This is a genomic window from Mycolicibacterium aubagnense (genome assembly GCF_010730955.1).
GTDB lineage: Bacteria > Actinomycetota > Actinomycetes > Mycobacteriales > Mycobacteriaceae > Mycobacterium > Mycobacterium aubagnense.
In genome coordinates, this window is the sequence record NZ_AP022577.1 from 1,780,504 (window position 1) to 1,801,443 (window position 20,940).

General features: G+C 67.0%; 20 protein-coding genes. 9 read left to right on the top strand and 11 right to left on the bottom strand.

The window, feature by feature from the left end; genetic code table 11:
- Nucleotides 1-82: 82 nt before the first annotated feature.
- Together G6N59_RS08805 and G6N59_RS08810 are read left to right on the top strand one after the other, a co-directional pair.
- Nucleotides 83-982, top strand: a complete 900-nt coding sequence (locus G6N59_RS08805) for a sulfurtransferase (RefSeq protein WP_138231801.1) — start codon at nt 83-85, stop codon at nt 980-982.
- Nucleotides 979-1,395 (top strand): SufE family protein, encoded by a 417-nt coding sequence (locus G6N59_RS08810; protein ID WP_138231802.1) that lies wholly within the window; start codon nt 979-981, stop codon nt 1,393-1,395. Before G6N59_RS08805 ends, G6N59_RS08810 begins: the two co-directional genes overlap by 4 nt.
- Nucleotides 1,396-1,407: 12 nt before the next feature.
- Here the strand turns inward: G6N59_RS08810 and G6N59_RS08815 are convergent, their stop codons facing one another.
- Entirely contained in the window at nt 1,408-2,094 is a 687-nt protein-coding gene (locus G6N59_RS08815) for an acyltransferase (RefSeq protein ID WP_138231803.1), read from the bottom strand.
- Between the two features lie 226 nt (nt 2,095-2,320).
- On the opposite strand from G6N59_RS08815, the gene G6N59_RS08820 reads away from it, so the two are divergent.
- Together G6N59_RS08820 and G6N59_RS08825 are read left to right on the top strand one after the other, a co-directional pair.
- On the top strand, nt 2,321-4,117 hold the full coding sequence (locus G6N59_RS08820; protein ID WP_138231804.1) for an acetyl/propionyl/methylcrotonyl-CoA carboxylase subunit alpha: 1,797 nt from the start codon (nt 2,321-2,323) through the stop codon (nt 4,115-4,117).
- 80 nt (nt 4,118-4,197) lie between these two features.
- Complete coding sequence (locus G6N59_RS08825) at nt 4,198-4,515, top strand: hypothetical protein (protein WP_138231805.1); 318 nt, start codon at nt 4,198-4,200, stop codon at nt 4,513-4,515.
- Here G6N59_RS08825 and G6N59_RS08830 read toward each other — a convergent pair.
- The 4 genes from G6N59_RS08830 to G6N59_RS08845 form a co-directional block, all read right to left on the bottom strand.
- Entirely contained in the window at nt 4,512-4,862 is a 351-nt protein-coding gene (locus G6N59_RS08830) for a hypothetical protein (protein WP_138231822.1), read from the bottom strand. The genes G6N59_RS08825 and G6N59_RS08830 overlap by 4 nt on opposite strands.
- 39 nt (nt 4,863-4,901) lie before the next feature.
- The gene (locus G6N59_RS08835; protein ID WP_138231806.1) at nt 4,902-5,228 is read right to left on the bottom strand and encodes an ArsR/SmtB family transcription factor; all 327 of its coding nucleotides are present in this window, start codon (nt 5,226-5,228) and stop codon (nt 4,902-4,904) included.
- Nucleotides 5,225-5,656, bottom strand: coding sequence for an SRPBCC family protein (locus G6N59_RS08840; RefSeq protein WP_138231807.1), 432 nt, complete (start codon nt 5,654-5,656; stop codon nt 5,225-5,227). The genes G6N59_RS08835 and G6N59_RS08840 overlap by 4 nt, the downstream gene beginning before the upstream one ends.
- 65 nt (nt 5,657-5,721) lie before the next feature.
- A complete protein-coding gene (locus G6N59_RS08845) occupies nt 5,722-6,153 on the bottom strand; it encodes a hypothetical protein (RefSeq protein WP_234884344.1) in 432 nt (143 codons plus the stop codon).
- Between the two features lie 73 nt (nt 6,154-6,226).
- Between G6N59_RS08845 and G6N59_RS08850 the strand changes: the two genes are divergently transcribed.
- The gene (locus G6N59_RS08850; RefSeq protein ID WP_163911143.1) at nt 6,227-6,772 is read left to right on the top strand and encodes a restriction endonuclease; all 546 of its coding nucleotides are present in this window, start codon (nt 6,227-6,229) and stop codon (nt 6,770-6,772) included.
- Here G6N59_RS08850 and lat read toward each other — a convergent pair.
- Together lat and G6N59_RS08860 are read right to left on the bottom strand one after the other, a co-directional pair.
- The gene (gene lat, locus G6N59_RS08855) at nt 6,758-8,089 is read right to left on the bottom strand and encodes an L-lysine 6-transaminase (protein ID WP_138231808.1); all 1,332 of its coding nucleotides are present in this window, start codon (nt 8,087-8,089) and stop codon (nt 6,758-6,760) included. The genes G6N59_RS08850 and lat overlap by 15 nt on opposite strands.
- A gap of 49 nt (nt 8,090-8,138) precedes the next feature.
- Nucleotides 8,139-8,594 (bottom strand): Lrp/AsnC family transcriptional regulator, encoded by a 456-nt coding sequence (locus tag G6N59_RS08860; protein WP_138231809.1) that lies wholly within the window; start codon nt 8,592-8,594, stop codon nt 8,139-8,141.
- 63 nt (nt 8,595-8,657) lie between these two features.
- Between G6N59_RS08860 and hglS the strand changes: the two genes are divergently transcribed.
- From hglS to G6N59_RS08875, 3 genes are read left to right on the top strand one after another with little or no spacing between them, the layout of a single operon-like run.
- Nucleotides 8,658-9,857 carry a 2-oxoadipate dioxygenase/decarboxylase gene (gene hglS / locus G6N59_RS08865; protein ID WP_138231810.1) on the top strand — a complete coding sequence of 400 codons (1,200 nt, stop codon included), beginning with the start codon at nt 8,658-8,660 and terminating at the stop codon, nt 9,855-9,857.
- Nucleotides 9,854-11,404, top strand: a complete 1,551-nt coding sequence (gene amaB, locus G6N59_RS08870; RefSeq protein WP_138231811.1) for an L-piperidine-6-carboxylate dehydrogenase — start codon at nt 9,854-9,856, stop codon at nt 11,402-11,404. The genes hglS and amaB overlap by 4 nt, the downstream gene beginning before the upstream one ends.
- 26 nt (nt 11,405-11,430) lie before the next feature.
- Nucleotides 11,431-12,222, top strand: a complete 792-nt coding sequence (locus tag G6N59_RS08875) for an SDR family oxidoreductase (protein WP_138231812.1) — start codon at nt 11,431-11,433, stop codon at nt 12,220-12,222.
- Nucleotides 12,223-12,234: 12 nt separating this feature from the next.
- On the opposite strand, the gene G6N59_RS08880 is transcribed toward G6N59_RS08875, so the two are convergent.
- From G6N59_RS08880 to G6N59_RS08895, 4 genes are all read right to left on the bottom strand, one after another.
- On the bottom strand, nt 12,235-13,359 hold the full coding sequence (locus tag G6N59_RS08880) for an arylsulfotransferase family protein (RefSeq protein WP_163911963.1): 1,125 nt from the start codon (nt 13,357-13,359) through the stop codon (nt 12,235-12,237).
- A 100-nt stretch (nt 13,360-13,459) separates the two neighbouring features.
- Nucleotides 13,460-14,812, bottom strand: coding sequence for an IS256 family transposase (locus tag G6N59_RS08885; RefSeq protein ID WP_407665838.1), 1,353 nt, complete (start codon nt 14,810-14,812; stop codon nt 13,460-13,462).
- A gap of 27 nt (nt 14,813-14,839) precedes the next feature.
- Nucleotides 14,840-15,286, bottom strand: coding sequence for a hypothetical protein (locus G6N59_RS31090; protein ID WP_235678737.1), 447 nt, complete (start codon nt 15,284-15,286; stop codon nt 14,840-14,842).
- Nucleotides 15,287-15,350: 64 nt separating this feature from the next.
- The gene (locus tag G6N59_RS08895) at nt 15,351-16,151 is read right to left on the bottom strand and encodes a class I SAM-dependent methyltransferase (RefSeq protein WP_138231825.1); all 801 of its coding nucleotides are present in this window, start codon (nt 16,149-16,151) and stop codon (nt 15,351-15,353) included.
- Between the two features lie 242 nt (nt 16,152-16,393).
- Between G6N59_RS08895 and G6N59_RS08900 the strand changes: the two genes are divergently transcribed.
- Nucleotides 16,394-20,863 carry an ATP-dependent helicase gene (locus G6N59_RS08900; RefSeq protein ID WP_138231914.1) on the top strand — a complete coding sequence of 1,490 codons (4,470 nt, stop codon included), beginning with the start codon at nt 16,394-16,396 and terminating at the stop codon, nt 20,861-20,863.
- Nucleotides 20,864-20,940: the final 77 nt, after the last annotated feature.

Sequence of the window (20,940 nt, forward strand, 5' to 3'; positions counted from 1 at the left end):
TCATACCGCAGCAGTTATCGCGCAAACAAGTTTCGACCTTACGGGTCGGCGGCGCATTTCGGGGCCTAGGTACGCTCACAGTGTGCCGCTGCCCGCAGACCCACATCCCGCTTTCGCCGCCTATGCGCATCCCGATCGTTTGGTGACCGCCGACTGGCTGTCAGGCAACATCGGACGCCCTGGTCTGGCCATCGTCGAATCCGACGAAGACGTCCTGCTGTACGACACCGGCCACATCCCGGGCGCGGTGAAAATCGACTGGCATCTCGACCTCAATGACCCGCATGTCCGCGATTACATCGACGGCGCGCAGTTCGCCGCGCTGATGGATCGCAAGGGCATCAGCCGCGACGACACCGTGGTGATCTACGGCGACAAGAGCAACTGGTGGGCGGCCTACGCGCTGTGGGTTTTCACCCTATTCGGCCATCCGGACGTCCGGCTGCTCGACGGCGGCCGCGACCTGTGGATCACCAACGGCCGCGACACCACGCTCGACGTGCCGAGCAAGCAGACCTCGGGGTACCCGGTGGTGGAGCGCAACGACGCACCGATCCGGGCCTTCAAGGACGACGTCCTCGCCATCCTCGGCAAAGAACCGCTGATCGACGTCCGCTCGCCGCAGGAGTACACGGGCGAGCGCACCCACATGCCCGACTACCCGGAGGAGGGTGCGCTGCGCGGCGGCCACATCCCCACCGCGCGGTCCATCCCGTGGGCAAAGGCCGTCGAGGACAGCGGCCGGTTCCGTGGCCGTGCCGAGCTCGACGAGCTCTACGGCTTCATCTCTCCCGACGACAAGGCCATCGCCTACTGCCGCATCGGCGAGCGCTCCAGCCACACCTGGTTCGTGCTGACCCACCTGCTGGGCCTGCCGGCCGTCCGCAACTACGACGGCTCCTGGACCGAGTGGGGTAACGCGGTGCGGGTGCCCGTGGCTGTTGGTGAAGAACCGGGGTCGGCACCGCCGGCATCCGCATGACCCTCCCCGCGGCCCTGGCCGAGGTGGTGTCGGATTTCGCCGACGTCCAGGGGCAGGACAAGCTGGCGCTGCTGCTGGAGTTCGCCGGTGAGTTGCCGGCACTCCCGGCGTTCCTCGAAGAGGCCTCGATGGAGCCGGTGCCGGAGTGCCAGTCGCCGCTGTTCCTCCACGTCGACGCGCAGGACCTCGAGCACGTGCGGCTGTACTTCAGCGCGCCGGCCGAGGCACCGACCACCCGGGGCTTCGCGGCGATCCTCGCGGCCGGCCTGGACGGTCTGCCGGCGTCCGAAATCCTGGCGGTTCCCGACGATTTCTACGCGGACCTGGGGCTGGCCAAGCTGATCAGCCCACTGCGCCTGCGGGGCATGTCGGCGATGCTGACGCGCATCAAACGCCATCTCCGCGACGCTTGATCGGGTTACGGCTCAGAAGAACGGCAGCTTGAACTTGCCGCTGTAGTGCAGGGCGTCCGGGTTGCGCTGGCCGATGATCTTGCCGGGCACGCCCCCGACGATGCCGAACGGCGGCACTTCCTTGTTGACGACGGTGTGCGCGGCGACGACGGCGCCGCGGCCGAGCAGGGATGGCAGGACGATCGCGCGGGTCGCGATCCACACGTGGTCGTCGATCACGATGGGGTCCGGAGGATTCGGCGCCGGCACGAAGTTCGGGTGGTTGATGTCGTGCCCGCCGGCGATGATGTGTGTGTCGCTGGCGATCACGACGTCGTTGCCGATCGCGATGCCCGCCCGCGCGTCCAGAACACACCGGAAGCCGATCGAGACGCGGTCACCGATCACCAGGTAGGGAATGGACCAGACGCTGGTGCCACGGTTGATCGCGGTGCCCTTGCCGATCGAGGCGCCGAACAGCCGCAGGTAGCCCAGCCGGATGAAGTGGAACGGGATGTGGGTGACGACCGAGCTGTAGAACAGCGCCGCGTAGGTGTCCCGGATCCGGTGCCACAGGGTCTCCCCCGGCAGCTCGTGCTTGAGGATGTTGCCGTCCTCGTCGGTCACCCACTGCATCTTCGGTGGGATGCGCACGTTCGGGTTGACCGCCCGCTTGCGTGCGATCAATTCCGGGTCAGATGCCTGCGGCTCGACGAACAACGGTGTCCCCTTACTCGCGGATCCCTGGCGGGACCGGTGCCGCATCAGTATCGCTCACGCCGATGGACGAGGGAGAAAGTGCCGGTGAAACCGGCGGATTCGGCGATTTCTAAGAAAATCCCCCAACGACCCGCTACCCGAATCGGGGATCCACCTGCATTGGCCTTACACTGCACCCGATACATTCTTAAAGACATTTCTTAGAGAACCGCCGTCAGGAGGCACTGTGGCCAACCACGCCAGTTCCAAGATCTCCAAGGTGCTAGTCGCCAACCGTGGGGAGATCGCCGTCCGGGTCATCCGGGCTGCCAAGGACGCCGGACTGGCCAGCGTCGCCGTTTACGCCGAGCCGGACGCCGATGCGCCGCACGTGCGGCTTGCCGACGAGGCCTTCGCCCTGGGCGGGCAGACCTCGGCCGAGTCGTACCTCGTCTTCGACAAGATCCTCGACGCCGCCGCCAAGTCGGGCGCCAACGCGATCCACCCGGGTTACGGCTTCCTGTCCGAGAACGCCGACTTCGCCCAGGCCGTCCTCGACGCCGGCCTGATCTGGATCGGGCCCAGCCCGCAGTCCATCCGCGATCTGGGTGACAAGGTCACGGCGCGCCACATCGCCGCCAAGGCCAACGCTCCACTGGTGCCCGGTACCCCGGACCCGGTCAAGGACGCGAACGAGATCCTGGCCTTCGCCAAGGAGCACGGCCTGCCGATCGCCATCAAGGCCGCCTTCGGCGGTGGTGGCCGCGGTATGAAGGTCGCCCGCACCCTCGAAGAGATCCCCGAGCTGTTCGACTCGGCCACCCGTGAGGCCGTCGCGGCCTTCGGCCGTGGCGAGTGCTTCGTCGAGCGCTACCTGGACAAGCCGCGCCACGTCGAGGCCCAGGTCATCGCCGACACGCACGGCAACGTCGTCGTCGCCGGTACCCGCGACTGCTCGCTGCAGCGCCGCTTCCAGAAGCTGGTCGAAGAAGCGCCGGCACCTTTTCTCACCGACGCGCAGCGCAAGGAAATCCACGAGTCCGCCAAGCGCATCTGCAAGGAAGCCGGTTACTACGGTGCGGGCACCGTCGAGTACCTGGTCGGCCAGGACGGCCTGATCAGCTTCCTTGAGGTCAACACCCGCCTGCAGGTGGAACACCCGGTCACCGAGGAGACCTCGGGCATCGACCTGGTGCTCCAGCAGTTCAAGATCGCCAACGGCGACGCCCTGGACATCACCGAGGATCCCACTCCGCGTGGCCACTCGTTCGAGTTCCGGATCAACGGCGAGGACGCCGGCCGCGGCTTCCTGCCGGCCCCCGGCCCCGTCTCGAAGTTCGAGGCCCCGACCGGCCCCGGTGTCCGCATGGACTCGGGTGTCGAGAGCGGTTCGGTCATCGGTGGCCAGTTCGACTCGATGCTGGCCAAGCTGATCGTCACCGGCGCCACCCGCGACGAGGCCCTGGCCCGCTCGCGCCGCGCGCTGGCGGAGTTCAACGTCGAGGGCCTGGCCACGGTCATCCCGTTCCACCGCGCCGTGGTCTCCGACCCGGCCTTCATCGGTGACGGCGAGAAGTTCGACGTGCACACCCGCTGGATCGAGACCGAGTGGAACAACACGGTCGAGCCGTTCACCGGTGGCGAGGCGCTGGACGACGAAGAGGCCGCACCGCGTCAGAAGGTCGTCGTCGAGGTCGGTGGCCGTCGCGTCGAGGTGTCGCTGCCCGGCGATCTGGCCATCGGTGGCGGCGGCGGTGCCGCCGCAGGTGCCATCAAGAAGAAGCCGAAGCCGCGCAAGCGTGGCGCCGCCGGCGGCAAGGCCGCCTCGGGCGACTCCGTCACCGCGCCGATGCAGGGCACCGTCGTGAAGGTCGCCGTCGAGGAGGGCCAGCAGGTCTCCGCGGGTGACCTGATCGTGGTGCTCGAGGCCATGAAGATGGAGAACCCGGTGACCGCGCACAAGGACGGCACCGTGACCGGCTTGTCGGTCGAGGCCGGCGCCGCCATCACGCAGGGCACCGTCATCGCCGAGCTGAAGGACTAGTTTCTGGTCTGCTGTTTTTTGACTCAGGGCTGCGATCCACCACGGATCGCAGCCCTGAGTTGTATGTGAGGAGGAGCGCTATGGAACCCATCGAGATCAACGCCGGCGCCTGGTATCTGCGTGCCCTGCGTGCCGACGACCGGATGGACGACCGGCCTTCGCTCGCCGACCTGGGTGAGCGCTCCCCCGACCATGTGGAAACCCGTGCCGCGCAATGGGGATCCGACACGCTGTATTCGTGGGCGGTCTGTGAGCCGACGACCGGTGAACTGCTCGCCGAGATCACTCTGGACCCCGTGACGCGCGAGGTTTCGGTACGGACCCGGGCCGGATTCGACGAAGCCGCCGCGACCGGAGTCGAGTCCGTGCGCCGCTTCGCCGCCGCGATGCTCGATTAGAGAAGCAGTACCGGCAGGCTCATGGTCAGCACGATGGACATCAGCAGCAGCAGGAACCAGCCGGCGCCCTGCCAGGCCCACCACACCTGGTCGTTTCGCCAGGCGCGGTAGGTCCGCACAAAGGCCCACACGCCGCTGCCGAACAGGAACAGCGGGCCGGCCAGGGCCAGCACGGTGCGGTACGGCATGCTGCACGCCGCGGTGTCGAAACCGTGGCACTGCCGAACCCACACAGCGGCCAACACCATGAATCCGACGCCGAGGCTTCCCATCACCAGACCGAATCGCGCGGCCTGATGCACGCCGGGATCGTCGTCACGGAATCGATCAGTTGTGGGGCTGAGCATCGTCATCACCGCCAAACCCCAGTATGCGCCTGGTCGGTGCTAGGGCGCCACTTCCCCCTCGGCGATCCGCTTGATCGCGGCCAGTCGCCGATCCCATTGCCTGCCAATGGTTTCCAGCCGGCTTCCCAGTGCGCTGAGTTCGGCCCCCAGCGCTCGGTAGCGAATCTCCCGGCCCACCTTGACGGACTCGACCAACCCGGCCTCGGCCAGCGCCGACAGGTGCTTGGCGATGGCCTGCCGACTCACCGGCAGCCGGCCGGCCAACGCGCTCGCCGAGAGATCGTCGGCGCCCAGCTCGGTGAGGATGCGCCACCGGGTCTCGTCGGCGAGCACCGCCAGCACCGCCGGCACGTGGGTGCCGGTCACACCGCCGCCCGCAGGTACGCCACCAGGTCTTCGAGTTCGGCCGTCCAGCCGCCACTGTTCTCGGCGTGTGCGGTCTGTGGATCGGCGAGCTGCTCAAACCCGCTCTCGCGCAGATCAAGTCGCGTGCCGCCGTCGATCTCGGTGAGGTCGAAGCGGACGACGGTGGAGTTCTCGGGGCTCGGGTCGGCGTCGGCTTCGCGGTGCGCCCACCGATAGACCAGCGTGTGCGGCGCCTCGGCGCGCTCGACCACCACTCGGAACTTGCCGTGGGCGTGCCAGCCGAAGAACCCGGTACCTCCCGGGATCGCTTCGAGTTCCGCTGCGTCACCGAACCATTGGGCGATGAGCTCGGGCTTCGTCAGGGCGTCCCAGACCCGCTGGATGGGAGCGTTGATGTCGATGGTGCGGGTGATGTCCAGCGTGTCCATGATTTCCTCTCGGGCGACGGTATGTGCAACTTCAGAGTTGCATACTGTCGATCGACTTGCAACCCTCAGATTGCACTTTGTACCGCCCGCCCCTGTCGCACCAGCACCAGCCCAAGCACGGCGAAGATCACGTTGGCGGCGATCTCCAGTATCGCGGTCACCCACGAAAACGCCGTCACCCGCGCCCACGGCGGCGCATTGATGAAGCTGTCGCTGAAGAATCCCCACTTCGGAAGCAGATGCGCCGCAGTGAAACCCACCGCGCCCGCGAAGCCGATGCCGACGGCCGCGAGCGGCGCCCACCTGTTCCGCTTGAACACCAGCACGATGGTCGCAGCCGCGAAGATCAGCTGCAGCGTGCCGCCGATCATCACTGCCGGCGGGATGACGTTCATCCCCCGCCGCATGTGGTCAGCGCCGTGCAGCAGCAGCGCCACCGCCAAAAAGCCTGCGGCCCAATCGAAGTTTCGTTGCCAATTCCTGGTTTCACCAGTCATCCGGATCACCTCTACTACGGAAGGTAGTAGCTCGATTTCATCCTGTAAAGACCTGTCGGGGGCTGGCCCTACGATGCGTGGCGTGCAGATGAAACTCTTGGGCGCGGCAGGGCTGCTCGCCGGCGGCGCCGCGTACCTGCACGGCTGGAGTTGGCAGCCGGCACTGGCCGTGACCGTCAGCGTCCCGCTGTTTCTCGCCGCCGTCCCGCACGTGGTCACCGGAATGCGTACTCCCGGCCGCCGCGAGAACCCCGTACACGACATGTCCGGCACGGAATTCGAGGACTACGTCGCCCGGATCGCCCGGTCCTGCGGCGTCCCGGTCATCATGACCGAGCTGTCCGGGGACTGGGGCGTCGACCTGATCGTCGGCACCCGGCCCAATCGCCTTGCCATTCAATGCAAAAGAGTGTCCCGGCCCGTCGGCCCGGGCGCCGTTCAGGAGGTGGTCGCCGGCGCGCCCATGCAGGACTGCACACACACCATGGTGGTTACCAACAACGACTTCACCGCGGCCGCACGGAAACTGGCCGAGCTGCACGACTGCACGCTGGTCAGCGGCACCGAGCTGACCCGACTGCGCGGGCTGATCCGGCAGCACGTACTAGAGCGTCGTTAGCACGTCCCGCACCGCCTGCACGGCTTCGTCGATCTCGGTCCGCGACACCGTCAGCGCCGGCCGGAACCGCACCGAATCCACACCGCTGGCCAGCAGGATGACCCGGCGCTGCCAGAGCCGCCGGAGCAGCTCGTCACGCTGCGCCGCCGACGGCATGCTGAACGCACACATCAGACCGCGCCCGCGCGGTTCGAGTACCAGCGACGGAAATTCGCTTGCCAGGCAACGCAACTGGCCCACGAGATACCAGCCCATCCGCACGGCATTGTCGATCAGCCCATCGGCTTCGATGACCTCGAGGACGCGGCGGGCCCGCACCATGTCGGTGAGGTTGCCGCCCCACGTGGAGTTGATCCGCGAGCTGACGTGGAAGACGTTGTCCGCGATGTCGTCGACGCGGCCACCCGCCATCACGCCGCACACCTGGGCTTTCTTTCCGAAGGCCACCACGTCGGGCACGACACCCAATTGCTGGTAGGCCCACGGGGTCCCGGTCATGCCGACGCCGGTCTGCACCTCGTCGAAGATCAGGAGCGCGTCGTACTCGAGACACAAATCCCGCATGGCGGCGAAGAACTCGGGCCGCATGTGCCGGTCGCCGCCTTCACCCTGGATCGGCTCGGCGATGAAACAGGCGATGTCGTGCGGATACGCCTCGAAGGCCGCCTGCGCTTGGCGTAGCGATTCACGTTCCAGCGCAACGATATCCACTCCGGGGGCCAGCACCGGAGCGTCGATTCGTGGCCAGTCGAATTTCGGGAATCGGGCCACCTTGCCCGGGTCGGTGTTGGTCAACGACATCGTGTAGCCGCTTCGGCCATGGAAGGCACCGCGCAGATGCAGCACCCGGGTGCCCAGCGCCGGGTCGATGCCACGGGACTCGTTCAGCCGGCTCTTCCAGTCGAATGCCACCTTCAGCGCGTTCTCCACGGCCAGCGCGCCACCGTCGACGAAGAACAGGTGCGGCAGCGCCGGATCTCCCAGCACGCGCGCGAACGTCTGCACGAAGCGCGCCATCGGCACGGTGTAGACGTCGGAGTTGCTCGGCTTGTTCACCGCCGCCTGCGCGAGTTCGGCGCGGAATGCCGGCTCGGTCAACGCCGGGTGGTTCATCCCCAGCGCCGACGACGCGAAGAACGTGAACATGTCGAGGTACCGGCTGCCGTCGCGCGCGTCGACCAGATACGAGCCACCGGACCGGTCGAGATCGAGAACCAGGTCCAATCCGTCGGTCAGGATGCTGCGCCCCAGTACGTCACGAACGTCGCGGGCACTGCCCGCCGAAAGGCCGTCGCCAGAAGTCAGAACAGCGGTCATGCCGCCATCCTAACGCAATATTTACAGTCTGCACGCCATGCAACAGGAACTATTCCGGTAGCGAGACTTGATCATCGTAAAAAGTCTGTAAGATGATGGTGCTTCGCGTGCGTACGTTGGCAACGGTCCGGATCCGCTGCAGCAGACCTTCCAGCGCCCGCGCCGAGGCCACGCGCACCAGCAGGACGTAGCTCTCGTCGCCGGCCACCGAGTGGCAGGACTCGATTTCGGGGAAGTGCTGCAGCCGCGCCGGGGCATCATCAGGTTGGGAAGGATCGAGCGGGGTGATCGCGACGAACGCGGACAGCATGTGGCCGACAGCCTCGGGGCTGATCCGCGCGGTGTATCCGGTGATGACGCCGCGGGATTCCAATCGGCGCACCCGCGATTGCACTGCCGACACCGACAACCCTGCCGCCGTCGCCAGGTGCGCCAGCGTCGCCCGGCCGTCGGCTATCAGCTCCCGCACCAGGATTCGATCGACGTCGTCAAGCGCTTCGGCCATGGCCGGAGACTACCCCCAGGCCCTATCGGCGGGCAGGAGCGTAGCGACTCGGGGATCAGCACGGTGACGGTCCAGACGTGGGAGCTGCGCGCCGCGTTCGCCGCCGCCCTGTCCCGCATGTACGGCGCCGAAGTACCGGCCTACACCACGCTCGTGGACGTCAGCACGGCCGTGAACCGCGACCGCGGCACCGACGGCCGGCTCGGTTCGATCGACCGGGTCACCGCTGAACGGCACGGCGCCATCAGGGTCGGCAGCCCCGCCGAACTCGCCGAGGTCGCAAGCCTTTTCGCGGCCTTCGGCATGTACCCGGTCGGGTTCTATGACCTGCGCGAAGCCACGTCCCCGGTGCCCGTGGTCTCCACCGCATTCCGCCCGATCGAGGCAGACGAGCTGGACCGCAACCCGTTTCGCGTTTTCACGTCGATGCTGGCCACCGAGGACGCCCGCTTCTTCTCCCCCGACCTGCGCACCCGGGTACAACGCTTCGTCGGGCAGCGCCAACTGTTCGACCCCGCATTGATCGCCCAGGCCCGCCGCATCGCCGCCGACGGCTGCCCGGCAGCCGATGCCGACCAGTTCGTGCGGCGCGCCGTCGCGGCGTTCGCGTTGTCGCACACACCGATCGACAAGGCCTGGTACGACGAACTCGGTGCTGTCTCCGCCGTCGCCGCGGACATCGCCGGCGTCGGCACCACCCACATCAATCACCTGACCCCGCGCGTGCTCGACATCGACGAGCTGTACCGGCGGATGACAGCCCTCGGTATCACCATGATCGACGCCATCCAAGGTCCACCCCGTACCGACGGACCGCCGGTCCTGTTACGGCAGACCTCGTTCCGGGCCCTGGCCGAACCACGCACGTTCCGCAACCCGGACGGCGGCGTGTCCAACGGGAGCCTGCGGGTGCGCTTCGGCGAGGTCGAGGCGCGCGGAGTGGCGTTGACCCCGACGGGCCGGGAGCGCTACGACGCCGCGATGGCCGACCAGCAGCACTGGGATCGGTATTTCCCGGCCACCGACGCCGAGATGGCAGCCCAAGGCCTGGCCTACTACCGCGGTGGCGACCCCACGAAACCCGTTGTCTACGAGGATTTCCTACCGGCTTCCGCGGCCGGCATCTTCCGGTCGAACCTGGACCGGGATGCGCAACCAGAAGCCACCGACGACACTGGCGACTACAGCCTCGACTGGATGGCCGGTGTCATCGGCCATCACATCCATGACCCCTACGACCTCTACGAGAAAGCGGCATCATGACGTCCCTTCAGCCCCAAGTGCAGACTCTCCTACCCACCGCCGATCAACTCCGGGACCGGGTGCGCACCGCGCTGCAGGCGGTCGGTGCCGAGGTCGCATTGGGTGCGCCCGGCGCTCATGGCTTACCCGCCAGCACACCCATCACCGGCGAGGTTCTCTTCACGGTTCGCGAGACCACCGCCGATGAGACAGGTGCCGCGATCGCCGAGGCAGCACAGGCGTTTTCCGGCTGGCGCACCACTCCGGCCCCCGTGCGCGGTGCGCTCGTGGCCCGGCTGGGCGAGCTGCTCATCGAGCACAAGGCCGATCTCGGCACCCTGGTGACCATCGAGGCGGGCAAGATCACCTCCGAGGCACTCGGCGAGGTGCAGGAGATGATCGACATCTGCCAGTTCGCCGTCGGCCTCTCGCGGCAGCTGTATGGGCGCACCATCGCCTCCGAACGGCCCGGGCACCGGCTCATGGAGACCTGGCACCCCCTCGGGGTCGTCGGTGTCATCACCGCGTTCAACTTCCCCGTCGCCGTCTGGGCCTGGAACGCCGCCATCGCGTTGGTGTGCGGCGACACCGTGGTGTGGAAGCCCTCGGAGCTCACCCCGCTGACCGCCGTCGCCTGCCAGGCGCTGCTGGAACGCGCAGCGGCTGACGTCGGGGTTTCCGGTTCCGTTTCGCGCCTGGTCTTGGGTGGCCGTGAGATCGGCGAGCAGCTGGTGGACGATCCGCGTGTCGCGCTGGTGAGTGCGACGGGGTCGGTCCGGATGGGCCAGCAGATCGGCCCGCGCGTGGCCCAGCGGTTCGGCAAGGTGCTGCTGGAGCTCGGCGGCAACAACGCCACCATCGTCACCCCGTCGGCCGACCTCGATCTCGCGGTGCGCGGCATCGTGTTCGCCGCCGCAGGCACCGCCGGGCAGCGCTGCACGACGCTGCGCCGCGTCATCGCGCACCGCAGCGTGGTCGACACGCTGGTGTCGCGCATCGTCACCGCCTACCAGAGCCTGCCGGTGGGCGATCCGTCCGCCGAGGGAACCCTGATCGGGCCGCTGATCCACGAGCGGTCCTACCGCGACATGGTCGGTGCGCTGGAACAGGCGCAAGCAGAGGGCGGTGAGGTCACCGGCGGCGAGCGGGTGCAGCTGCACGCCAGCTCGTACTACGTCACCCCCGCGGTGGTGCGGATGCCCGGGCAGACGGCCATCGTCCACCAGGAGACGTTCGCGCCGATCCTGTATGTCCTGACGTACGACACCCTCGATGAGGCCATTGCACTCAACAATGCCGTGCCGCAAGGACTTTCGTCAGCTATCTTCACCACCGACATCCGGGAGGCCGAACGCTTCATGGCCGCTGACGGGTCGGACTGCGGTATCGCCAACGTCAACATCGGTACCTCCGGCGCGGAGATCGGCGGGGCGTTCGGCGGCGAGAAGCAGACGGGCGGCGGGCGCGAATCGGGCTCCGATTCCTGGAAGGCTTACATGCGGCGCGCCACCAACACCGTCAACTACTCGTCCGATCTGCCGCTGGCTCAAGGAGTCCGGTTCGGTTGAGCCGCTGATGCGGTAGACATGAGCCCGTGAAGATCGAAGGTGCGGTGGCGGTGGTCACCGGAGCGGGCTCGGGCATCGGAAAATCCATCGCGACGGCGCTGGCCGCCGCCGGTGCATCGGTCGTTGCCTGCGACATCAACGCCGCAGCGGCCGCCGACACCGCCGCGGGTTTCGGCGGTGTCGGCGTCGGTGCCGATGCCGCGTCGGTCGACGGCATCGCGACGCTACTCGACGCCGCCCGAGCGGCGTACGGGCCGGTGGACATCTACGTCGCCAACGCCGGAATCACCGGGCAGCCCGGCCTCGGCGACGACGAAGCCGCATGGGATCGCATCATCGACATCAACCTGCGCGCACACATCCGTGCCGCCAAAGCTGTTGTGCCGGAATGGCTCGAGCGCGGTGCCGGGCATTTCGTCGCCGTCGCCTCGGCAGCCGGCCTGCTCACCCAACTCGGTGCCGCCGGGTACAGCGTCACCAAGCACGCCGCCGTCGGCTTCGCGGAGTGGCTCACCATCACCTACGGCGACAAGGGCATCGGCGTCAGTTGCGTCTGCCCGATGGGTGTGGACACGCCCCTGCTGCGCGGCATGACCGACTCCGACGACGCCGCGATCCGAGTGGCCGGCAACGCCGTGACCCACGCCGGAAACGTCGTCAGCCCCGATGACGTCGCCGCGCTCGTGACCCAGGCCATCGAGGACGGCACCTTCCTGGTGCTACCCCACCCCGAGGTGCTGACCATGTACCGGCAGAAGGGCGCCGACTATGACCGCTGGATCGCCGGCATGCAGCGGTATCAACGCACGTTGGGATAGGCGGCTCTGGTTCTAGATTTTGGTGGGGTCGCTGTCGCCGATGGTGGTGCCGTTCTTGTCGAGAGCCTGGATCTGGAAATAGGTGCCGGTGGTGGGTGTTGTGGCCGGCATGGGGACGGGTGTGTCGAGTCCGTTCCAGGGGGCAGTCAGCAGGGGTTTGAGCGCATCGGGTGTGGGCCCGGTGAGGATTCTCCAGTGGGTGACCTCGGTGGCGCCGTTCCAGACCGCGTGCAAGGTGGGCTGGCCATTGCCGGTGGTGATGGCCAGTTCGGGTTTCTGCGTGGGATGTCCGGTCCAGGGCTGCAAGAACGCGCGGTAGGTTCCGATCCCACCACTTCCCACGTTGCCCTCTAGTTTTTGTGGAGCATTTGCGGGTTGGCCGGCGCTCCACAAGACTCTGCCGTCGGCCGCGAATTCGGTAATCCGGTTCGCATCGCCCCAGCCGGTGAACGTGTTGCCACCGGGAAGGCTTTGCACGCTGCCTTGGGTGAACGTTCCCAGATTGTCCGGCTGGGTCCACTCGCGGACCAGGGTCGCCGTACGGGTCTGGTGGTCGAGCCGGATCCATTTGATACTGGACGGGCCGTGCCGGGTCCCGCCGAGGTCCACGTTGTTGTTGAACAACATGATCGTGTTTGCGTCCACGAATTGTGGATCGTGCTGGCCCGCGAAGTCCGCCCCAGGGCCGAGGGTGAAGGTCGAGTCTTTCCCACCGAGTTTCCATTTGATGGCGCCGGTGTGTGCGTCGACGGCAACCAGCTCGTTGGCCGCGCGCACCGATACCAACAGATCTCCGTCGGGGTCCAGGGCCACCGAATTGATGTGCAAGGGAGACACCGCAGCTTGCCCCGGAATGTTGGACAGATCACGGTAACTCAGTGCGCTATCGGTCACCGGGAGATGCTGTGCCGAATCCCACTCGAGCAGAGTGTTACCGGAGGCGATATCGACGACATTGACGATGCTGTTGTTGATCTTCCCGTTCTTGGGTCCGCCGATGCCCGTGAGATCAGCATCAATGGTCTTCACTGACGTGATCAACGCCCGCCCGTCCGGGGTGATGCGGAACTCGTGAAAGTCCGACGGTGCGCCGTGCGGAGTGATCTTCTTGATGATCTTGTAGTTCGTATCCGCGATGTAATCGGCACCGGAGAGTTTGGTGCCCTGGAACCGAGCCTGTCAAGTTTTCTGTGTAAATCGCCTGTCTGATTGTTCGTCTGAGTAGTTGTTGTGGTGCTTACAGATAGCGTTCGATGCGCTCTGGGTAAACCAGGGCGAGTTGTTCGAGTGCCTTCTTCCAGTTGGTGACCACCTGTCCTTCCACGAGGCGTCCGGGAGCTGTCCGGCCCTGCTTCTTGCCGCGCTCTTTGGCCCGCTGCGCGGCGCGTTTGTCTTCGATGTTGCAGATCGCCAGCCACAGCAATTTCACCACTGAGGCATCGTTGGGGAACTGGCCGCGGTTCTTGATGATCTTGCGCAGTTGATAGTTCAGCGACTCGATCGAGTTGGTCGTGTAGATCACCCGGCGCAGCTCGGGCGGGAACGCCAGAAACGGGATGAACTGTTCCCACGCGCGTTCGAAAACCATAGTCACCGTGGGGTTTTTCTTCCCCAGCTCCGATGCGGTGAACGCGTCCAACTCCACCTGTGCAGCCTCGGCATTGGGTGCGGTGTAGATCGGCTTGAGGGCGGCGGCCACCGCCTTACGATCGGCGTAGGACACGAACCGCAGTGCGTTGCGGATCAGATGCACCACACAGGTCTGCACCGCGGCCTGCGACCAGGTCGCCGCGATGGCCTCGGGGAACCCCGTCAGCCCGTCGCAGCACACGATCAGCACGTCCTTGACACCCCGGTTGGCCAGGTCCGCGCATACCGACGCCCAGAACGAGGCGCCCTCGTTGGGCTGGACCCAAATCCCCAGAACATGCTTGACCCCGGCCATATCCACGCCGACCGCGATATGGGCGGCCTTGTTGCGGGTGTGCCCGCCGTCTTTGACCTTCACGATCAGTGCGTCAAGGTAGATCACCGGATACAACGGCTCCAGCGGCCGACGCTGCCACGACAGGACCTCGTCGGAGATCTCGTCGACGATCTTGGAGATCGTCTCATGCGACACCTCGGTCCCAATCGTGGACTGAAGGTGAAATTGTATGTCCCGCAATGTCATTCCACCGGCATACAGGGAGATGATCATGTCATCGAGCCCGCCGATCCGGCGCTGGCCTTTAGGTACCAGGGTCGGGGTGAACGAGCCGTCACGGTCTCGCGGCACCTCCAGAGGCACCGGGCCGGCCTCGGTGAGCACCGTCTTGGGCGAGCCGTTGCGGGCGTTGGGCAGCACCCGGCCGGCCGGGTCGCCCTTCTCGTAGCCCAGATGGTCGGTCAGCTCGGCGGCCAGCCCGCGTTCGAGGGCCAGCTTGATCAGCCCGGGCAGCAGCCCGCCTTCACCGGTCAGCGCGACCTCACCAGTATCGACCTGCGCCAGCAGCTCATCGACCGCGCCCGATGCCCGAAGCGCCTCGGCCATCTCCACCGTGGACGCCGCCTCAACCAGCGCCGAATCCATGTTCTTGCCTGTCGTCACGTCCTGCGATCCTTCCGTTAACAGGACTTACACAGACCATTTGACACGCCCCTGGAACCAGGTCAGCACAGGCTTGCCCTGATACGTCTGGACCTGAAAATTCCCCGCGTCCTGGTCATTGGGGATCTGCAGGAACCAGACCGGCCGACCCTTCTTGTCCAGAATCTCCGGGCCGGAAGCGATTTCGGGGCTCCCGCTGCCAAAAAGATTGGCCGCGCCCGCCCCGCCACCATTGATGAACACAAAACCCGGATCCGAACCGGGCACATCGGCGGTGACAGTGAGTGGCGGTGCAGCCAGCTGTGTCTGCGGGATCGACCCAGCATCCTGTGCGAGTGGACCCGCCGCCTCAGAAGACACCTGGCTTGAGGACGAACAGCCTGTCGCCAGCAATACCAGCGCTACCGCCCCCACGCGAAAACCCTTAACTGCCCCAAAGTAACTCGGCAGCTCGTGACCGCGTAACCGCATCATCTGCCCAACACTAGACCAGTCCTGTGAGGTCACTGTGAATCGTCCCCGGATGGCCCTCCCTCGGCTAGCGGCGGCGGGCGATGATCTGCGTGCTGTCGAACAGAGCGAAGGTGACGCCAGGATCGTCGAGCACGCGCCGCAGATAATCGCGGTAAGCCTCGATCCGCTCAGCGGGAGCACCGATTTCGGAGAGGTACGCCGGTGCACATTGTTCGAACCCCAGCGCATGGACGAGTTTGGCGTCCCGGGCCGAGGAGATCGGTTGGTATCGGTCACGACGGTGGATTGCGAAACCGGCTGCCTCGAGCTCGGTTTCGATGGAGTCGGCCACATCGAAGCACAGACCGCGCGCCCGGCCCAACGCGTACCACCAGGACAGCCAGAGGTCGCTGTCGGCCTCGGCCGGGCTGAACCGCGCCGAGCCGACGTCGGCGATCTCCAGCAGTAGCGCGCCGCCGTCGGCGAGCATGTCGGCCATCGCAGCGAGGGCACGACGCAGGTCGCGAACGTGCATCAACAGGAACCGGCTGTATACCCAGTCGACGCGCTGCCCGCGCAACGGGTCGTCTTCGAGCGCACCGGCGACGAAGGTGACGTTGCGGCGCCGACTCAGCGTCGACCGCGCGATCTCGATCTGCTCGGCAGAGGCATCGACTGCGTACACCATGCCCGATTCGCCGACCCTGCGCGCCATCCGATCGGTGACCCCGCCGTGCCCGCATCCCAGGTCGACGATCGAATCCCCTTCTGCCACACCGGCAGACTCCAGAAAAGCGCCCGAGTTCGGATCGTAGAACCGACCGAGCAGCATGAGACGTTCACTGTCGTCGACACCGACGTGCATAGCATATGTTTCAGCGGCCATCCTCGGTCACCTTTCTTCGTTGTTGCGATGTGTGGTCTGCGCAAGGACGTCGCGCAGCACTTCCCCGACGGAAACACCCCACGTTCGGTCCGCGCCGCGCGCATCGGTCGTCACCACAGTTCAGGACCATACTTGAACACTGTTCAATTGCAATACCCGCGCAGCACCAGCCCGCACGTCACCGTCCGCCGAAACTTGTCGGACCCACCGGGCAATATGGAGCCGTGGCCCCGACCGACCCGATGGCCCGGTTCAGTGACCTGACCCGGGAGTGGTTCGCGGCTGCCTTCAGCACCCCCACCCCGGCGCAGGCTGAGGCCTGGCAGGCCATTGCCGACGGTCACAACACGCTGGTCATCGCCCCCACGGGGTCCGGCAAGACGCTGGCGGCATTCCTGTGGGCCATCGACCAGCTGGCGCAGGAGCCCGCCGGCAAGGGCACCCGCGTGCTCTACGTATCACCGCTGAAGGCCCTCGCGGTCGACGTCGAACGCAACTTGTCCACGCCGCTCACCGGCATCACGCGGGTGGCCGAACGCCTGGGCGAGACGGCGCCGAAGATCACCGTCGGAGTGCGGTCCGGCGACACCTCACCGGCACAGCGCCGCCAATTGATCGCCACCCCGCCGGACATCTTGATCACCACACCCGAGTCGCTGTTCCTCATGCTGACCTCGGCCGCCCGGGAGACACTCGCCACGGTGCGGACCGTCATCGTCGACGAGGTGCACGCGGTCGCGGCCACCAAACGCGGTGCACACCTGGCACTTTCGCTGGAACGCCTGGACCAGTTGACCGCGGCGCCGGCCCAGCGGATCGGCCTGTCCGCGACCGTCAAGCCACCCGAGGAGGTGGCGCGCTTCCTGTCCGGAGCGGCCCCCACCACCATCGTCAAACCACCCGCGGCCAAGACCTTCGATCTGACCGTCGAGGTCCCGGTGCCCGACATGGCCAATCTCGACGGCGGCACCATCTGGCCCGACGTCGAGGAACGCATCGTCGACCTGATCGAGTCGCACAATTCGTCGCTGGTGTTCGCCAATTCCCGGCGGCTGGCCGAACGGCTCACGGCCCGGCTCAACGAGATTCACGCGGCTCGCTCGGGTATCGAACTGGCCAACGAACGCAACCCGCAGATCGGTGGCGGCGCCCCCGCCACCATCATGGCCAGTGGCCAGACTTTCGGTGCACCGAGCCTGCTCGCCAAAGCCCACCACGGCTCGGTCAGCAAAGAGGCCCGCGCCCAGGTCGAAGACGACCTCAAGAGCGGACGGCTCAAAGCCGTGGTCGCCACGTCCAGCCTGGAACTCGGCATCGACATGGGCGCCGTCGATCTGGTCATCCAGGTCGAGGCGCCGCCGTCGGTCGCCAGCGGCCTGCAGCGCATCGGCCGCGCCGGGCACCAGGTCGGCGAGATCTCCGAGGGTGTGCTGCTGCCCAAACATCGCACCGACCTCATCGACTGCGCCGTCACTGTGCAGCGCATGCGCGCCGGCGAGATCGAAACCCTGCAGGTGCCGGCCAACCCACTCGACGTGCTGGCCCAGCACACCGTCGCGGCAGCCGCTCTCGAACCGCTCGATGCCGACCGTTGGTTCGACGCCGTCCGCCGCAGCGCGCCATTCGCCGCGCTGCCGCGCAGCGCGTTCGAAGCGACGCTGGACCTGCTGGCCGGCAAGTACCCGTCCACCGAATTCGCCGAGTTGCGGCCGCGGCTGGTCTACGACCGCGACCGCGGAACCCTGACCGCCCGGCCCGGCGCGCAACGGCTGGCCGTCACCTCCGGCGGTGCCATCCCGGACCGCGGCATGTTCACCGTCTACCTGGCCACCGGTGACGAAAAGCCCTCTCGGGTGGGCGAACTCGATGAGGAGATGGTCTACGAATCGCGACCTGGCGACGTCATCTCGCTCGGTGCCACCAGCTGGCGGATCACCGAGATCACCCATGACCGGGTGTTGGTCCTGCCCGCGCCGGGCCAGCCCGCTCGGTTGCCGTTCTGGCGGGGCGACGCCGTCGGCCGTCCCGCCGAACTGGGTGCGGCCATCGGCGCCTTCACCGGAAAGCTCGCCGGACTGCCTCGCACCGAGTTCGACGAGTACTGCAGCACAATCGGTTTCAACGACTATGCCACCGACAACCTGTGGCAGCTGCTGGACGAGCAGCGGCAGGCCACCGGCACGGTGCCCACCGACACCACCTTCGTGGTGGAACGGTTCCGCGACGAGCTGGGCGACTGGCGGATTGTCCTGCACTCCCCCTACGGACTGCGGGTACACGGGCCGCTGGCGCTGGCTGTGGGCCGACGGATCATGGAGCGGTACGGCATCGACGAGAAGCCCACCGCGTCGGACGACGGTATCGTGCTGCGGCTGCCCGATACCGGGGAAAACCCGCCCGGCGCAGACATTTTCGTTTTTGACGCCGACGAAATCGAGACCATCGTGACGGCCGAGGTCGGCGGGTCGGCACTGTTCGCGTCGCGCTTCCGCGAATGCGCGGCACGGGCGCTGCTGCTGCCGCGGCGCCACCCCGGTAAGCGGTCGCCGTTGTGGCACCAACGGCAGCGCGCCGCGCAATTGCTCGACATCGCCCGCAAGTATCCGGATTTCCCGATCGTGCTCGAGACCGTGCGGGAGTGCCTGCAGGACGTCTACGACGTCCCGATGCTCATCGAGTTGATGCGGCGCGTCGCGCAACGGCGGATCCGGGTTCTCGACGTGCAGACCGCCACGCCGTCGCCGTTCGCCGCATCGCTACTGTTCGGTTACGTCGGCGCGTTCATGTACGAGGGCGACAGCCCGCTCGCGGAACGGCGCGCCGCCGCACTGTCGTTGGACGCCACCCTGCTCGCCGAGCTGCTGGGCCGGGTCGAACTCCGCGAACTGCTCGATCCCGACGTGGTGGCGTCGACCAGTCGGCAGCTGCAGCACCTGACCGAGGACCGGGCCGCCCGCGACGCCGAGGGCATCGCCGACCTCCTGCGGCTGCTCGGACCGCTGAGCACCCAGGAACTTCAGCAGCGGTGCACCGCAAGCGATGTCGAGGCGTGGTGCGAGACGCTACAGGCTGCCAAACGCGCGGTCCGGGTCACCTTCGCGGGGCAGGGTTGGTGGGCCGCGGTCGAAGACATGGGGCTGCTGCGCGACGGCCTCGGGGTCGCGGTGCCGGTCGGGGTACCGGCGAGTTTCACCGCGGTGGTGGCCGATCCGCTGGGCGAACTGCTCGGCCGTTACGCGAGGACCAACGGGCCGTTCACGACCACCCAGGCGGCCGCCCGGTTCGGCCTGGGACATCGCGTGACCGCCGACGCCCTGAGTCGAATGGTGTTGGACGGCAAGCTCATCCGCGGGGAATTCACCGATATCCCCGACAGCGTCGATCAACAGTGGTGTGACGCAACGGTTCTGAAGATTCTGCGCCGCCGGTCACTGGCGGCGTTGCGGGCCCAGATCGAACCCGTCAGCACCACCGCATACGCCCGCTTCCTGCCCGCGTGGCAGCAGTTCGGCGATGCCCGTGGTATCGACGGGCTGGCGTCGGTCATCGAACAGCTTGCCGGCGTGGCGATTCCGGCGTCTGCGGTCGAGCCGCTGGTGTTCGCCCAGCGGGTGTCGGACTACCAACCGGCGATGCTCGACGAGCTGCTGGCCTCGGGCGAGGTCACCTGGTCGGGTGCCGGGCAGATCGGCGGAACCGACGGCTGGATCGTCTTCCACCGGGCCGAGACCGCGCCGCTGTCACTTGCCCCTGGGACCGAGATCGAGTTCACCGCTACCCATCGCGCGCTACTCGACACGCTGGGTAGCGGCGGTGCCTACTTCTTCCGGCAGTTGGCAGCCGAGGACAGCACCGACGCGAAACAGGCGCTGTGGGAGTTGATCTGGGCCGGCTGGGTCACCGGCGACACCTTCGCACCGGTACGGGCGATGCTCGGCAACGCGGGGCGCAAACCGGGTGGATCGCACCGGCAGCGACAGCGCCCACCCCGGCTCAGCCGCTACAGCGTGGCCCGGCCGCAGGCCCGCACCGTGGACCCGACCGTCGCCGGACGCTGGTCAGCGCTGCCGGCGGCCGAACCCGAATCGACTGTGCGCGCGCACTTTCAGGCCGAGCTGCTGCTGAACCGCTACGGCGTCGTCACCCGCGGCGTGGCCGACGGCCTACCTGGCGGATTCGCCTCGTTGTACAAAGTCCTGACCGCGTTCGAGGAAGCCGGCCGCTGCCAGCGCGGGTATTTCATCGAATCACTTGGTGGCGCGCAGTTCGCGGTGGCCTCGACGGTGGACCGGCTGCGCAATTATCTCGACGGCGTCGACCAGAGCAGCCCCGACTACAGCGCCATCGTGTTGGCGGCCACCGACCCGGGCAATCCCTATGGCGCCGCGCTGCCGTGGCCCGAGGTCGCGGGCCATCGGCCGGGCCGCAAGGCCGGCGCGCTGGTGGCGTTGGTCGACGGCGAGTTGGTGTGGTTCCTGGAGCGCGGCGGCAAGTCGCTGTTGTCTTTCGACGCCACCCCGGAACAGCAACGTGCGGCCGCCGGTGCGCTGGCGGACCTGGTGAGTGCGGGGCGCTTGCAGTCGCTGTTGATCGAGAAGGTCAATGGCGAGCCGGTGCTGGCTCCTACCCCCGACGCCGAGCAGACACAGGTCCACGCCGCACTGACCGACGCCGGGTTCTCACGGACGCCACGGGGCCTGCGGTTGCGCTGATGCGCATTGCCGGGGCCACCCCGTCGGAGGCTATGGCTCCCAACTACGAGAATTCATGTCCTGGTAGCCGCCCTTGT